Genomic DNA, 13,981 nt, shown 5'->3' on the forward strand with positions numbered 1-13,981 from the left:
AAGTTCAGGAGGCTGTCTAGGCGAAGATGACGACAGCAGTCACCAGAGGGGCCCGCCGATAGGCTCGCACAAGATGGCGTTTGATCGTGGCGGAAATCAGGGTCTCCAGACCGTTCGTGTCGTCAATCTCAGACGTCGCCGGCTTCGCCAAGGCTGAGTCGACCTTCTTCGCAGCCGAGTTGAAGATTGCCTCGTCGTGGATGAATCCGCGAGAGATGAATTCCAGTGGTTCGGCCAATGTATTAGTATCGGCGTCAACGATCGCGACGACGGTGACCACTCCACCTTCTTGGAGTAGTCGGCGCTCTCCCAGGGTCTTTTCGGTGACTTTGCCAACGGTGTCGCCATCGACATAGACCAATCCAGCCTCGACCTTGCCAGAGATCCGAGCAGCACCGTCAACGAGGTCGATCGTGTAGCCGTCAGCTGCGATGAGGACGTTGTCAGGCGTGATTCCTGTTCGGATCGCCAGATCGGCATTGGCTCGTAAGTGTTTGGATTCTCCGTGCACGGGCATCACGGAGGTTGGTTTGATGAGGTTATAGCAATAGATCAACTCGCCCGCAGAGGCGTGCCCAGAGACGTGGACTTTGGCATTGCCTTTATGCACGACCCGGACCCCAAGGTCCGTGAGTTTATTGATGATGCCGTAGATCGCATTCTCGTTGCCGGGGATCAGGGAGCTGGCCATGAGGACAACGTCGTCGGCATTGAGGCGAATCTGGTGAGTGTCGCTGGCCATGCGCGCCAGGGCCGCCAACGGTTCGCCTTGCGATCCGGTGCACACGATCGTGACCTTCTCATCAGGCATAGTCTGCAGCTTCTTGAAGTCAACGATGAGTCCACGCGGAATCGTGAGATATCCCAGGTCCCGGGCGATACCCATGTTCTTGACCATGGATCGACCGACGAAGGCGACCTTACGTCCATGGGCGTGCGCGGCGTCGAGGACCTGCTGGATGCGATGAACATGACTGGCGAAGCTGGAGACAATGATGCGTTTCGGTGCCGTGGCGAAAACATGATCGATGGCTGGAGTGAGTTCACGCTCGGAGGTGGTGAACCCGGGGACTTCAGCATTGGTCGAGTCTGCCAGGAACAGGTCAACGCCCTCATCGGCAAGTTTGGCGAAGTGCCGCAGGTCGGTGATCCTGTCATCGAGTGGGAACTGGTCCATTTTGAAATCACCAGTATGTAGAACGAGGCCGGCCCCGGTACGAATGGCCACGGCAAGGCCATCAGGGATTGAGTGGTTGACGGCGACGAATTCGAGCCCGAAGGGTTCAGCGTCGTGCCGGTCACCGGCCTCGACATGAACCAGCTGCGGCGTGATCCGGTGCTCCTTGAGCTTGGATGTGATGAAAGCCAGAGTGAGCTCGGAGCCGATGAGGGGAATATCGGGACGTTCTCTCAGCAGGTAGGGCACCCCGCCGATGTGATCCTCGTGGCCGTGAGTGAGTACGATGCCGACAATGTCAGCTAGGCGGTCTCGGATGGAGGTGAAGTCGGGAAGGATGACGTCAATGCCTGGTTGGTGCTCTTCCGGAAAGAGGACACCACAATCGACGATGAGCAGTTTTCCTCGGTGCTCGAAGACCGTCATATTGCGCCCGATTTCACCGAGTCCTCCCAATGGTGTGACCCGAAGGCCTCCAGGATGGAGTGTGGAAGGAGCGGTGAGTGTACGCGTAGAAGAAGCCAAAGAATAGGTCTTTCTTTGTTGAGTGGAACCGCACTATGGCTGTTCCGATTGGTGGTAGTCGATGCCATGGAAACGGGCAGCAACCGAGATCGAATTCCAGTTTAACCTTACGTTACGTGAGAGTTCCACTTGGGTTCGAGGATAAGATGACCGGCTCACGTTGCCATCCGGCAAACCTTCCGTTACGGTAGTGTTGCTGGGAAGGTGCTGCACCGATCCAGGCGAGCCTGCTCCGCCTTCTGACTGCCCGATCCCTTGAGGAAGCCGACCGCCCTCGGGGGGTCGGGCTATCCACGATCTCGAGGATTCTCCGCACGCACATTCACGTAGCGGTGGAGTTTGCTGTATCAGATTCCCCCTCGACCGATGACCGCACGAAAGGCTCTCCCGACTCATTTCCTCACTCGACTCTCGCCGTTCAGCTCATCGGTCCATCGGCCTGGCCTGGATTGTCACTGTCGTGGCCGGCGGAGTCATCTCTGCAATGACCGCACCTGGACAAACAGCCGGCCTCTCGGTGTTCACTGAGCCGCTTATTGCGAGTATGGGAATCGACAGAACCGCCCTGTCCTTGTCCTATCTCACCGCCACTCTCATTGGTGCCGCGTTCCAGCCTCTCATCGGTAAGGCCTCAGACCGCTGGAACGCTCGCGTCGTCATGGCTGTCATCGCCGTTGGGTTCGCGATCGTGCTGGTGGGGTTGAGCTTTGCCCACGAACTGTTCGGGCTGACGTTCGGCTACATTGGAGTTCGGATGGCCGGGCAAGGGGCACTGAGCCTGACCGTGGTCACCGCCGTCTCCCGAGCCATCGATCACCGTCGGGGCCTGGCGCTGGGAATCGCTTCGGCGATCGGATCGACAGGCATTTCCCTGGCGCCGGTCGCCCTGGAGCGCCTGATCACCGCAGTGGGCCCAGCACAGACCTGGCGGTGGGAGGCCCTTGCTGTGATCGTCGTGGCCCTGCCGGCGATCCTATTCGTCCGATCGACTGGCCGCCGTGAGTCCACAGCTGGCAGCCCAGACGCCTCTGACGTCATTTCAATAGAGGGTGACACGGAGACGTCTGTAGACACGGACGGCGCGCAGGTTGCCGATGCGAGACCGTCAAGCGATTGGACGCTGCCCCAGGCTCGACGAACCGGAATGTTCTGGGTTCTCGCTGCGGCTGTGGCCAGCTCGTCGATGCTCAGCACCGCCCTGGCCTTCCATCAGATCGCGGTCCTCGGCGGACAAGGGCTGAGCCCGGCCGAGGCGGCGGCGAACTTCATTCCTCAGACCGTCGCGGCACTGTTGGCGACCTTGCTCATCGGTGCTCTCATCGACTCGATGAATCCCAAGATCTTCATCATCTTCTCCATGGCCACCACCTCAGCCGCGCTGCTCATGTTGCCCCTGGTGGCTCCCGGATGGACGGCCATCAGCTATGGCCTCATCCTCGGTGCCGCAGGCGGGTGCCTGCGCGGTATGGAGGGAGCGACCTTCGCCCGCTACTACGGAGTGACCAACATCGGGGCAATTCGAGGACTGGCCACCGCGATCAGCCTGGGAGCATCAGCCCTGGGCCCCTACGCCTTGGCACTGGGCACCGATCTCACCGGCAGTTTCGCGCTCCCAGCGGCCCTGCTGGCAGTGATTCCGATCGGCATCGCCATCGTCACCGTTTTCACCTCTCAACCTCGTCATAACGATCCATTGATGGCCGGTTGAGCGCCAAGCCCGATCGCCGCATGATCTTTGGCCATGGCCGCACAGTTCTTCGTGTGTCTTTCGTCGCCCCGAAATTTGTCTTTCGTCACATTACAGACGGCGAATTAGCATCGACTCTCACGTCACGGTAGAGTTGGAAATCGTTCGGGTCGTCCAGGCCCCTTCATTCTGAGTTTCCTGATCCGACAGGCACCACGTCACACTGCTGACAACTTCGCCGTTTGATCACTGTTCGCGCTTCTGCACACGAAGCACACTACTGCCCGGAAGGTAGAAGATGACCACTGTCACTGTCGAAACCGACGACACCAAACGGTACAGACCAGAACCCTCGGTGTGGACCACTCTGCGGTCGCCCAAACTCCTCACCCGTGAGGCACTTGCAGGCCTCGTCGTGGCCCTTGCGCTGATTCCCGAGGCGATCTCCTTCTCCATCATCGCTGGCGTCGATCCCCGTGTCGGACTCTTCTCCTCCTTCATCATGGCCGTCTCTATTGCCTTCCTGGGCGGACGACCTGCCATGATCACCGGCGCTACCGGTGCTATCGCACTCGTCATCGCCCCCATTGCCCACGAGTACGGGCTCGACTATTTCATCGCCACGGTCATTCTGGCCGGTGTTTTCCAGATCGTCCTCGCCCTCTTCGGCGCTGCCAAGCTCATGCGGTTCATCCCGCGCAGCGTCATGGTCGGCTTCGTCAATGCCCTGGCCATCCTGATCTTCACCGCCCAGCTGCCACAGCTCATCGGAGTTCCCTGGATGGTCTACCCACTCGTTGCAGTGGGCCTGCTCATCATGGTCTTCATGCCCAAGATCACCAAAATCATTCCAGCGCCATTGGTCTCGATCGTCATCGTCACCGCCGCTGTCATCATTGCCGCGATCAACGTACCGTCCGTCGGTGACCAGGGCGATCTGCCCGATAGTCTGCCGCAGCTGTTCTTCCCCGACGTCCCGATCAGCTTCGAGACATTCCAGATCATCGCTCCCACCGCCCTGGCGATGGCCCTGGTCGGATTGATGGAATCACTGATGACTGCGAAGCTCGTTGACGACGTCACCGATACGCACTCGAACAAAACCCGAGAAGGCTGGGGTCAGGGAACCGCGAACATTCTGTCGGGATTCTTCGGCGGTATGGGCGGTTGCGCGATGATTGGTCAGACGATGATCAACATCAAGGCCTCTGGAGCCAGGACTCGGATCTCGACGTTCTTGGCTGGCATCTTCCTCCTTATTCTCGTCGTTGCTTTGGGTGATGTCGTCGCGATCATTCCCATGGCTGCGCTCGTGGCTGTGATGATCATGGTTTCTGTCGGTACCTTCGACTGGCACTCGATCAAGATTTCGACCCTGAAGCGCCTGCCCAAGAGCGAGAACTTCGTCATGCTCGTCACGGTCGTCGTTGTCGTCGCTACTCACAACCTCGCCATCGGTGTCATCGTCGGAGTGTTCGTCGCCTCGGTGATGTTCGTTCGTCGTGTGGCCCACTTCGTCTCTGTCGAACGCGAGCTCGGTGAGTTCAAGGGACGTGCGGAGGCGAAATACACCGTCACTGGCGAACTCTTCTTCGCTTCGAGCAATGACCTTACGACCTTGTTCGAATACTCGAAGGATCCCGATCACGTGGTCATCGACATGTCCCAGTCACACATTTGGGACGCGTCGACCGTGGCAACACTCGATGCTGTCGAAACGAAGTACGAACAGCAGGGTAAGAGAGTCAAGATCATCGGAATGAACGACTATACCGATGATTTCCATACCCGCCTCACCGGCGGCCTTGGCCAGGGTCACTGACCCCTTAGTCTCCTAATGTGCGGTGGCTGAGATCTCAAGGGTGTAGGCGACGACGGTGCTGAATACTTCAGACGTATGACGGATGAGGAGTTCAGCATCGTCGTGTTTCGCCGCACCGACTAACCCTTCCCACAACACTGTGAGGTAGTGGCCACCTGCCAGCCGGTTCGCCGTCAGGTGAGGACCAGGTCGGGCGAGAGGGGGCTCGCTGTTTGTTGGCATTGGAGCAGAAGACGAACACCCACCTGTTCGCAGATTCTCAATCAGGGTCTGAAACGACAGTCGAGCAGCCTGGCGGAGGTCGACGTCGGCTATCGGAGATGAGTGACTCCCGCTGGCTATGGCTCGTGACATCAAGGTGGCGGTGAGGTCGTCGACGTCGAGGTCGGAAAGGATCTTGCCCCAGCGCTCGTCATTGCCGGGCAGCGGCTGCTCGGCAAGCGATCGGCCGGAGGCACTCTCAGAGGAGGGACTTTCGTCCCTGTTGTCTCTGCCGACGTCATCGTGGGTGCGCCTGATAGGAGAGGTCACTTTCCCACAATAGATCCGAAGCCCAACTTTTAATATGCAATCCGGAACATTTACTCCTGAGGACCTCAAAGACCGAGGCCCCCTCAAGTGAGTTAAAGATCAAGCGGACATCCGAAGATGCCCGCTTGATCGGCCCGGTCAGGGCCTGACAACGTTGCGGCCCGGGCATGTCTCCGAACCTCAACAACTACATTTTACGCCCAGCAAAGCTTGTCAGTAACTGATCCTCGACTTCCGGCCGGAATGAGGCCGGAGCAAGCGACGAACGCCAGACGCGACCGGCTAGCTCACGTTCTCAACGGCAGAAGCCCGATCCCTGTTGGTAGGACTCGCTTGGAGGACGGCCAATAACGAAAAGTCACTCCGGTGACCTTGTCGAAGATGCGCGAGTGGCGGCCTACACAAGAAAAGTGTCTAGCGCGGCTGCGGTTGAAGAGAATCGCCGCACTTGGCCGAAAATCGTTCGCGTAGCACTCCAATTTAGACCAAACGCGATTTGGACTGAATCCACATACACCGCATTCGCCCACATTGACTTCCAGTCAGCGCAAAAGAGGATTCAGTCCCAAGCCACGTTCAGTTCACCTCACATTCATATAGGCGATCTTCAATATGAAACGTATAGATGAATAACTATCTGACTGCTGCACTGTGGCGATCTGTGATGGCCTTGAGGGGTCCCAACTGAAGGTGGAACGTGAAGAAGAATTTTGCACAATTGTCCTCCGCATGTTTTATCGGAGCTGCCGCGCTGGCCCTCGCCGCATGCGGCGGGCAGAATGCCGGCTCATCCGACGGCGGTAGCGGCCTGTCTGGCGAGGTGACGACAGACGGATCATCGACCGTCGCCCCACTGACTGAGGCGGCCGCGGATATGTACCGCGAGGTTGAACCGGGAGTGAACGTGTCAGTCTCTACATCAGGAACCGGCGGTGGATTCAAATCGTTCTGCGCTGGCGAGACTGATATCTCCAATGCATCGCGACCAATCTCGAAGGAAGAAATTGCGGACTGCGAATCCAATGGTGTTGAGTACACCGAAATCGTCGCCGCAAACGACGGGCTCTCCGTCATTGTGAATCCAGAAAACGACTGGGCGACGAATCTGACCGTGGAGCAGCTGCAAAAGATTTGGGCACCCGAGTCTGAAGGAAAGATTACGAACTGGAACCAGGTCGACCCATCCTTCCCTGACGAGGAACTGACCTTGTTCGGGGCCGGTACCGACTCCGGGACGTTCGACTACTTCACTGAGGCGATCAATGGCGAAGAGGGAGCGATTCGCACTGACTACAGCCCGTCCGAAGACGACAACATCACTATCCAAGGTGTGTCTGGCGCCAAAGGAGCCGTTGGATTCCTCGGGCTCAGCTACGTCGAAGAAAACGAGGGGGCCATCAAGGCGACCTCTGTTGACGACGTGACTCCCAGCACAGAAACCGTTCAGGACGGCAGCTACACTCCACTAGGCCGGGAGCTGTTCATCTACGTGAATAACTCGTCCTACAGTGAAGACGAAGCGGCTAAGTCATTCGTAGACTTCTACGTTGAGAACTCCACCGACGTGGCCGATCGAGCGCTCTTCGTCCCACTCACCGAGGACCAAGTGACCACTGCACGGGATGAGCTCGCCAGCCTCGGCTGAGCACATTCGCCTGCATAACTATGACTATCACCTCAGCCGGTACTCGCCGCCCGACCACAAGGTCGGACGGCGAGGCCCCCGTCCTCTTTACCGCGCGCCGCCGATGGTCCGAATCGGTGATCAAACTCGTACTGCGGTTAGCCGCGATTCTCACCATCGCCACGACCGTTGGAATACTCATCGCGCTCGTCATACCGTCGATCTCGTTCTTCAGCGAAGTCTCCATCATAGAATTCCTCTTCGGCACGCGATGGGCTCCCCGCTTCGCCCAGGCATCATTCGGCGTCGTTCCACTCATCACCGCTACGCTCTGGACGACAATGATTGCGCTGATCGTTGCCGTACCCCTTGGTCTCGGGGCCGCGATTCTGTTGTCAGAGTACGCTCACCCGCGTCTTCGCAAGATCCTCAAGCCGATGCTCGAGATCCTCGCGGGCGTGCCAACGGTCGTCTACGGGTTCTTTGCACTGCAATTCGTTCAAACAACCGTTCTACGAGAATGGTTGGGACTACCTACACAGGCCTTTAGCGTCCTGTCCGCAGGACTGGTCATGGGAGTCATGATCGTGCCTACCATCGCTTCGCTAGCAGAGGATGCGATGTCCTCGGTACCGAGCGCATTGCGCCAAGGCAGCGCAGCACTTGGAGCCAACCGCATGCAGACTTCCCTGCGTGTCGTGTTCCCGGCTGCCCTGTCGGGAATCGTCGCCGCCGTCGTGCTCGGTATTTCACGAGCAGTCGGCGAAACGATGATCGTCGCGATCGCGGCGGGAAATCAGGCGCAGATCGTCGCTAGCCCATTGGACCAAGGACAGACAATGACCGGTTTCATCGCGAATGCCGCGCTCGGAGACTCCCGTGTGGGAAGTCTTGAGTACAACACTCTATTCGCCGTGGGGCTGCTGCTGTTCCTCCTCACCATGCTGATCAACGCCATCAGTATCGGATTCGTTCGACGATATCGAGAGGTCTACTGATGAAGGCTGACAACCGAACCTCAGAAAGCGACATTCGCCCTCTGAAGTTGGGAGGAAATGCCGAGCGGGCGCCGCGCCCGCTGATCTTCCTCGGGTTGCTGTGGTTATCGCTCCTGGTTGCCTTCAGTGTCCTCGTCACGCTCCTGGTGACGATCCTGGTCGAAGGGCTCCCGGTGCTGAGTTCGGACTTGGTGACGGAGTACCCGTCTTCACGGCCCGAAGAAGCCGGCGCACGACCGGCTATCCTGGGCTCTGTTTGGGTCATCATCACTACTGCAGTGCTCACTCTTCCATTGGGAATCGCTGCCGCCGTCCACCTCGAAGAGTTCGCAGACAAACACAACTGGCTGAACCGTCTGATCGAGCTCAACGTCCAGAACCTCGCTGCCGTACCGTCGATCATCTATGGCCTCCTGGCGTTGGGGTTTCTCGCTATGTTGCAGGTCGACAACAAGAACATCGTCATCGGCGGTGCTCTCGCGCTGTCACTCCTCATTCTCCCCGTGGTGATCATGGCTACCAGGGAAGGCCTGCGCGCGGTGCCTCGAGAGATCCGTGACGCGTCACTGGCGCTGGGAGCGACACCATGGCAGACAGTGTGGCGTCAAGTGCTACCTGCATCGGTCCCATCGATTGCCACCGGCTCGATTCTCGCACTCTCCCGTGCACTCGGAGAGGCAGCTCCACTCCTCGTCCTTGGGGCACTGGTATACATCACATTCGACCCCAATGGGCTGCTCAGCGGCTACACCACGCTTCCGATCCAGATATTCAACTGGACCGGAAGGCCACAGGAAGGATTCCATCAGCTCGCCGCGGCCACCAGTGTTCTCCTGCTGATTGTCCTTCTTCTCATGAACGCTTTAGCCATCTATATCCGCAACGCCTACCAGAAAAGGTGGTGACCATGAGTGACATGACTACTCAGTCCAGCTCGTCGCCCGAGCCGCGCCCACACTTTCACGCTGCAAACCATGGAAACCTTCCTCCCGTATCAAACCAACTCCTCGGTTGCGAAGACCTCGATGTCTACTACGGAGCGTTCCGTGCTGTGACGGAAGTAGATCTCGAGTTCAACCGGAATGAAATAACCGCGCTGATCGGACCATCCGGCTGCGGAAAGTCGACACTGCTGCGATCCCTGAATCGAATGAACGATTTGATCGACGGCGCACGCGTTGAGGGAACAGTGAACTTCATGGGTCAGAACATCTATGCCAAGGGAGTCGACCCTATTGAGGTCAGACGGCGCATCGGCATGGTATTCCAAAAGCCCAATCCGTTCCCGAAGTCAATCTACGACAACATCGCCTACGGCCCCCGAGTCACTGGAATGTCGGTGAGCTCAATGGATGACCTGGTCGAGGAATCCCTCACTAAGGCGGCGCTGTGGAGCGAGGTCAAAGATAAGCTCAAGGCCCCCGCCTTCGGACTATCAGGTGGACAGCAGCAGCGCATGTGCATTGCACGAACCATTGCGGTCAAGCCCGAAGTGATCCTCATGGACGAGCCGTGCTCGGCACTCGATCCCATCGCGACCATGCGAATCGAAGACCTCATGCATGAACTACGAGAAGACTTCACCATCGTGATCGTCACTCATAACATGCAGCAGGCGGCTCGAGTCGCCGATCGCACAGCATTCTTCACCGCACACGCCGAAGAGACGACGGGAAATCGCACCGGCGTATTGGTGGAGTTCGACCGAACGGCAGAGATATTCGAGAATCCGAAAGACAAGCGCACCGAGGACTACATCTCAGGTAGGTTTGGGTGAGCCAGGTCGTTTATGGGCAACGTCGCCTGTTTGTCCTGGGAAACAACGAAGCAGTGCGGGCAGCCGCGGCAGAGTTCCGATACATCGGGGCAAGCGTCACCCTATGCACACGCGTCACAGATGCCCTCGCCGGTCTCGCCCGCGAGCCCGACACCATGCTGATTGTCTCTTCCGACCTCCCTGCTGAAGCAGTGACTATTGCCGTCGAGCTGGCTGCTTCGATCCGTCAGCGCAGTGTTTTTCTCGGAATCGCTCCTGGCACAGACGACGAACTGATTCGACAGGCTTTTCGCTTGGGAGCCCGTGCCATCGTCGTGCTGCCACTCACCGCTGATCGATTGCAGCGTCTCCTGCAGACACTGCCGAGCGCACCCGGTAACGAAGGACGACGGCTTAGCCAATCTCCGAGGTACATTGGCCGACTCAATGCAACCACTGACCTCGTGCCCAGTCGAGTCGCGCCATCGAATCACGGCAGAACTGGTGTTCCTGAATCTTCTGGCGAAGTCGGCACTCGTCATCGACAGCCCCGGGCAGAGTGCATTCAATCAAGAGGGATAGGCCCGGGATACGGCGGCATGCGGGTAGTCATGTGATGCCCAAAACTCGTCGCCCAGCCCTGCCACAGGCGATGCCTCCGTTAGTGATGACCTCAGGAGAAGCTGACGACACAGGCGCTGTTGATACGTCGCGATCAGTGGTTTAGGCCCATCTCTTCAATGAGTTGCTCGACTCGGGATCGGATGTCGTCTCGAACCCTTCGAAGTCCAGCTTCGTCAAGGTGTGTCGGGTCGTCGAGGCTCCAGTCCATGTATCGACGGCCGGGGTACACGGGGCAAGCGTCCCCGCATCCCATGGTGATGACGTAGTCGGCGGCGCGAACGACTTCATCCGTGAGCGGCTTAGGGTACTCATCAGGCAGTGGGATGCCTGCCTCTCGCAGTGAAGCGATGACGCGTGGATTGATTTGCTCGTCCGGCGAAGAGCCAGCCGTGCGGACATGCACGCTCGATCCTGCAAGATGACTCAAATATGCAGCTGCAATCTGTGAGCGGCTCGCATTGCGCACACAGACGAAGAGCACCTCCGGAGTCCCTCGCAGCACTATGCCACGGGCCGAGGCCAGCGCATCGAGCCGATCTGCTGCATAGCGTGCTGTGAGCGCCGGAAGGTGCGCACGAGTCTTCGCGCGAGCGTTGAGCAGTTGATAACTCTCCAGCACATAGCGAACCACCGTCTGCTCATTGAAAGTGGAACTGAACCGGTAGGCCAGGTCTCTAGCGACGTGCACGATCGATTCTGGTAATGGTTCAACAGGCGCAGCATCGTCGATGTCGGATGCGGACCTCCAGCTGGTTAGAAGCCGCCCGTACCGTACCCAGGCCTCCGCTGTCAGAGCGTCACCTGTTGGCCCAAGGCTCAGCATACCAACCGATCTGAGTGCCGCGAGGGAAGCCTCCACTTCTCGACCTGATGCGCGTAATTCCTCGGACAGGTGTGACGGATCGTCGCCGGAGGCAATCGTGCTGAGGACACGCAGTGCCAGTGGGTCTCCGAGAACGGCGGCTTGACGCGCACGCTCTTTCGCCTCATTGGGCTCTAAGGGCCGTCCTAGGCGCGGGGTCATCGTAGGAGATCTTCGAGGGCTGCTCGGCGTTCCGAAGCAACGGATAGCCAGATGTATTTCTTCTCGCGTTCGCGCATAAGTAGTCCGTCTTCCACGAGGATTTTGACATGATGAGTGATTGTCGGTTGAGAGACGCCAAGTACCTCCGCGAGCTGACCCACCGTGGCTCGCCCTTCTTCTGCACCCAGAATCAAGCTCAAGAGCTGGAGACGAGTTGGGTCCGCGACCGCGCGCAGTGTCTGGGCAAGTTCCTCCGCCGTCGATCGCGGCAGCGGCACGCCTGACACGGCAGGGTCGGTGGTCCGGGGTTCGTTCACATGACCAAGAGTATCGGTGCGGTGCCAAGATACTCGTCTACGGCACGGACATCGACCCCGAGCACCGACATGACAGCTAAAGATCTGCAGTCTTCGACGCGGATCGAGTGAAACATCAACGCCGGCGCTGTGAGCCCAGACTTGAGCAAGCGAGACGTTATGGAACTCCGGTCTCGAACAGGGAATAGACTCTCTGCGCAGTCGTGCTTGCAAACGGAAGCGCCCGGCGCTGTAGCGACCGAAAGCACGCTGGCGACATCTCCGAGAAGGGCGACCTATAGATCGTTGAGCAGTGCGCTTCCGTTGTCGGAGAACAGGGGCGACACTTTGGACAACACCGACACGATTGTGCCGATCGACGAAACCGCCAATACGGTCAGGTTCATTACGAACGCGGTAGCACACTTTCGGTACCTGCATGACGGATCAGCACACGGTATCCGCGATGGCGGCGACGGTGGCTTTTGCTGTGGCGCCGACGCCGATGAGGGTGGCGGACCCCGGTCCGGTCCAGTCGCCGTAGCCCACAAAATATAGTCCCGGATAGTGAGTCGCCGTAGTACCGGTCAATGTGATGGTGCCGTCGCGTTCACGAAGATCGAGGTCGCGCAGATGGCGCAGAGCTGGACGGAATCCAGTGCACCAGATCACAGAATCAATATGCCGCCTACTCTCATCAGGCCAGGCCACAGCATCGGGGAGGAAGCGATTAAACATTGGGGACGCGACCAACAGGCCGGCATCGCGAGCGTCTTTGACCGGTGGCACGACGACGATGTCGCCCAGGTTGGCCACTCCGCCAGGATCTGCTTCACCAGCCGCTTTCGCCTGCACTTGACGGGTGGCGACTCGGAAAAGCTCACGCCCGTCCACGTCATCGGGAAGGTAGTGCGGCTCGCCCCGCAGACACCAAGTGACCTTGGCAGAGTCAACAAGGTCGGCCGCGATCTGTGCTCCGGAATTGGCGCCGCCGACGACCAGTACTGATTGGGAGTCGAACGGTTCGGGGCCACGGTAGGCAGCGCTGTGGATCTGGGTTCCGTGAAAAGTCTCCTGGCCCGGCACGCGTGGCCAAAATGGTTGCGACCATGTGCCCGTCGCATTGACGACTGCCGAGGCCTCCCATTCGCCTGAATCGGTGAGGACCTTAAACCCTGTCCGGTTTGGAAGGACGTGCATGACCTCGACGGGACGTTCAACCGGCAGGCCGTAGCGCTTCTCATAGTCGGCTAAGTAGTCGATGACGTGTCCAGCATCAGGATTCTCACCGTGTGCCGGAGGCATCATTCGGCCCGGCAATGATGAATACTGAGCCGGAGAGAACAGTCGCAGTGAGGGCCAAACATGTTGCCAAGCACCACCGGGTTGGTGCTGCTGGTCGAGGATGACAAAGGAAAGACCTGCCCGCCGCAGATAGTATCCAACAGCCAGTCCCGATTGCCCGCCGCCGACGACGACAACATCAACATTCCGCATCGATGTGGAGGTGCCGAGGTGCATCAGTTCAGGGTCAGGAATTGTCGCAATTCAGTGAAGGCCTCGCGAACTACCGTGTAATGGGCCCACTTTCCGCGCTGCTCCCGAGTCAGAAGACCTGCTTCGACGAGCTTCTTAAGATGATGACTGATCGTCGGCTGACTGATGTCGAGAACATCGATGAGATCGCACGCGCACACTGACTGACACCCTTGCGCAGCCACATGCGACATTACCCGCAGGCGCATCGGATCCGCCAGCGCTTTGAGCTTCATCGCCATCCGTTCGGCTCCTGCCACCTCAATAGGAGCTGCAGCCAATGAGCAGCACTCTTCCGCCGAGGCGTCGAAGACCTTCGTGTCGTCAATTGCAATAGTCATGACACCATCATACATTGACGAACATCGATGTATGCTTATA

The 13,981-nt window shown here is 58.6% G+C and carries 11 protein-coding genes; 6 read left to right on the top strand and 5 right to left on the bottom strand.

Annotated elements, in window-relative coordinates; genetic code table 11:
- Nucleotides 1–16 precede the first annotated feature (16 nt).
- Nucleotides 17–1,603 (bottom strand): ribonuclease J, encoded by a 1,587-nt coding sequence (locus tag BLT92_RS08740; protein ID WP_092104913.1) that lies wholly within the window; start codon nt 1,601–1,603, stop codon nt 17–19.
- A gap of 583 nt (nt 1,604–2,186) precedes the next feature.
- Here BLT92_RS08740 and BLT92_RS08745 point away from each other — a divergent pair.
- The 6 genes from BLT92_RS08745 (at nt 2,187) to pstB (ending at nt 10,141) form a co-directional block, all read left to right on the top strand.
- The gene (locus tag BLT92_RS08745; RefSeq protein WP_092109022.1) at nt 2,187–3,410 is read left to right on the top strand and encodes an MFS transporter; all 1,224 of its coding nucleotides are present in this window, start codon (nt 2,187–2,189) and stop codon (nt 3,408–3,410) included.
- Nucleotides 3,411–3,687: 277 nt separating this feature from the next.
- On the top strand, nt 3,688–5,211 hold the full coding sequence (locus BLT92_RS08750) for a SulP family inorganic anion transporter (RefSeq protein WP_092104915.1): 1,524 nt from the start codon (nt 3,688–3,690) through the stop codon (nt 5,209–5,211).
- Between the two features lie 1,228 nt (nt 5,212–6,439).
- Entirely contained in the window at nt 6,440–7,387 is a 948-nt protein-coding gene (locus BLT92_RS08760) for a PstS family phosphate ABC transporter substrate-binding protein (protein ID WP_092104919.1), read from the top strand.
- A 20-nt stretch (nt 7,388–7,407) separates the two neighbouring features.
- Nucleotides 7,408–8,364, top strand: coding sequence for a phosphate ABC transporter permease subunit PstC (gene pstC, locus BLT92_RS08765; protein ID WP_092104921.1), 957 nt, complete (start codon nt 7,408–7,410; stop codon nt 8,362–8,364).
- A complete protein-coding gene (gene pstA, locus BLT92_RS08770) occupies nt 8,364–9,269 on the top strand; it encodes a phosphate ABC transporter permease PstA (protein WP_092104923.1) in 906 nt (301 codons plus the stop codon). Before pstC ends, pstA begins: the two co-directional genes overlap by 1 nt.
- Nucleotides 9,266–10,141 carry a phosphate ABC transporter ATP-binding protein PstB gene (pstB, locus tag BLT92_RS08775; protein ID WP_231939103.1) on the top strand — a complete coding sequence of 292 codons (876 nt, stop codon included), beginning with the start codon at nt 9,266–9,268 and terminating at the stop codon, nt 10,139–10,141. The genes pstA and pstB overlap by 4 nt, the downstream gene beginning before the upstream one ends.
- Before the next feature lie 694 nt (nt 10,142–10,835).
- Here the strand turns inward: pstB and BLT92_RS08785 are convergent.
- From BLT92_RS08785 to BLT92_RS08800, 4 genes are all read right to left on the bottom strand, one after another.
- Nucleotides 10,836–11,432: an arsenate reductase ArsC gene (locus BLT92_RS08785; protein WP_331712248.1), complete on the bottom strand. Its 597-nt coding sequence runs from the start codon at nt 11,430–11,432 to the stop codon at nt 10,836–10,838.
- Nucleotides 11,433–11,764: 332 nt separating this feature from the next.
- Complete coding sequence (locus tag BLT92_RS20405; RefSeq protein WP_157691396.1) at nt 11,765–12,085, bottom strand: ArsR/SmtB family transcription factor; 321 nt, start codon at nt 12,083–12,085, stop codon at nt 11,765–11,767.
- A gap of 426 nt (nt 12,086–12,511) precedes the next feature.
- On the bottom strand, nt 12,512–13,585 hold the full coding sequence (locus tag BLT92_RS08795) for an ArsO family NAD(P)H-dependent flavin-containing monooxygenase (protein WP_231939105.1): 1,074 nt from the start codon (nt 13,583–13,585) through the stop codon (nt 12,512–12,514).
- Complete coding sequence (locus BLT92_RS08800; RefSeq protein WP_092104933.1) at nt 13,585–13,956, bottom strand: ArsR/SmtB family transcription factor; 372 nt, start codon at nt 13,954–13,956, stop codon at nt 13,585–13,587. Before BLT92_RS08800 ends, BLT92_RS08795 begins: the two co-directional genes overlap by 1 nt.
- Nucleotides 13,957–13,981: the final 25 nt, after the last annotated feature.

This window comes from Brevibacterium picturae, assembly GCF_900105045.1.
Lineage (GTDB): Bacteria > Actinomycetota > Actinomycetes > Actinomycetales > Brevibacteriaceae > Brevibacterium > Brevibacterium picturae.

Coding starts and splice junctions, on each gene's coding strand:
- BLT92_RS08740 (WP_092104913.1), bottom strand. CDS start 1,603: ATGACGGTCTTCGAGCACCGAGGAAAACTGCTCATCGTCGATTGTGGT.
- BLT92_RS08745 (WP_092109022.1), top strand. CDS start 2,187: ATGACCGCACCTGGACAAACAGCCGGCCTCTCGGTGTTCACTGAGCCG.
- BLT92_RS08750 (WP_092104915.1), top strand. CDS start 3,688: ATGACCACTGTCACTGTCGAAACCGACGACACCAAACGGTACAGACCA.
- pstC (WP_092104921.1), top strand. CDS start 7,408: ATGACTATCACCTCAGCCGGTACTCGCCGCCCGACCACAAGGTCGGAC.
- pstA (WP_092104923.1), top strand. CDS start 8,364: ATGAAGGCTGACAACCGAACCTCAGAAAGCGACATTCGCCCTCTGAAG.
- BLT92_RS08795 (WP_231939105.1), bottom strand. CDS start 13,585: ATGCACCTCGGCACCTCCACATCGATGCGGAATGTTGATGTTGTCGTC.
- BLT92_RS08800 (WP_092104933.1), bottom strand. CDS start 13,956: ATGTATGATGGTGTCATGACTATTGCAATTGACGACACGAAGGTCTTC.